General features: G+C 51.7%; 1 rRNA gene. It reads left to right on the top strand.

What is annotated here, in order from left to right:
• Window positions 1-423 precede the first annotated feature (423 nt).
• Window positions 424-1103 (top strand): 23S ribosomal RNA (locus tag C6558_RS38705); the annotation flags it as partial.

Below are 1103 nucleotides of genomic sequence, written 5' to 3'. Positions count from 1 at the left end.
GTCCGAGCCCAGTCCTTATGAAACCATGGAAGGTCTAGCCGACCGGATATGGAAGAGGGGCTGGAGGTAGGAAGGAAGCTTGTCTTATGGGCATGATCATTGTTTGGGTGTTCTTCGGAGCGCCCTTCTGGTGTTCGTGCCTGATTGGTGTTGCCTGACCGCGCATCACCGGACAGATCTCGAGAAGCTGGTCTTAAGACAGGCTGCAAGCGAACCGCTCGGCGTGGTTCCAATAAAGCAGGCCTGTCGAACACGTCGATGGCATCTGATTGGCTCGGTTGTAAAAGGTAACCGGGTTTTTGGAGTTTGACATTCAGGCGACCTGAGGGTTGTCCGGATTGCCAGATACAGCACCCCTTCGAGCGCAAGCGAGGAGGATAGGTTTGCTGGATCCAAATAAGGATGAGCATTGGCAATGAGAACGATCAAGTGAAAGAAGGGCATTTGGTGGATGCCTTGGCATGCACAGGCGATGAAGGACGTGATACGCTGCGATAAGCCGTGGGGAGCTGCGAATAAGCTTTGATCCATGGATCTCCGAATGGGGAAACCCACCTTAAATACTTGGAAAATTTAAGTCGTGCTTAGGTACGGCTTAGGTTTCCAAGTATTGTTTAAAGGTATCTTATTCTGAATACATAGGGGTAAGAAGCGAACGCAGGGAACTGAAACATCTAAGTACCTGCAGGAAAGGACATCAACCGAGACTCCGCAAGTAGTGGCGAGCGAACGCGGACCAGGCCAGTGGCACTGAGGAATAAAGTGGAACGACATGGAAAGGTCGGCCGTAGAGGGTGATAGCCCCTTACACGTAGAACACTCAGTGTCCTTGAGTAAGGCGGGACACGTGAAATCCTGTCTGAACATGGGGAGACCACTCTCCAAGCCTAAGTACTCGTGCATGACCGATAGCGAACAAGTACCGTGAGGGAAAGGTGAAAAGCACCCCGACAAGGGGAGTGAAATAGAACCTGAAACCGGATGCCTACAAACAGTCGGAGCCCGCAAGGGTGACGGCGTACCTTTTGTATAATGGGTCAACGACTTAGTGTGACGAGCAAGCTTAAGCCGATAGGTGAAGGCGCAGCGAAAGCGAGTCTGAA

The sequence above is a fragment of the Ensifer sp. NM-2 genome, from assembly GCF_003024455.1.
In the GTDB taxonomy this organism is placed as follows: domain Bacteria; phylum Pseudomonadota; class Alphaproteobacteria; order Rhizobiales; family Rhizobiaceae; genus Ensifer; species Ensifer canadensis.
Note: the sequence above shows the minus strand (reverse complement) of the source record. Positions and strands in the feature narration are given on the sequence as shown.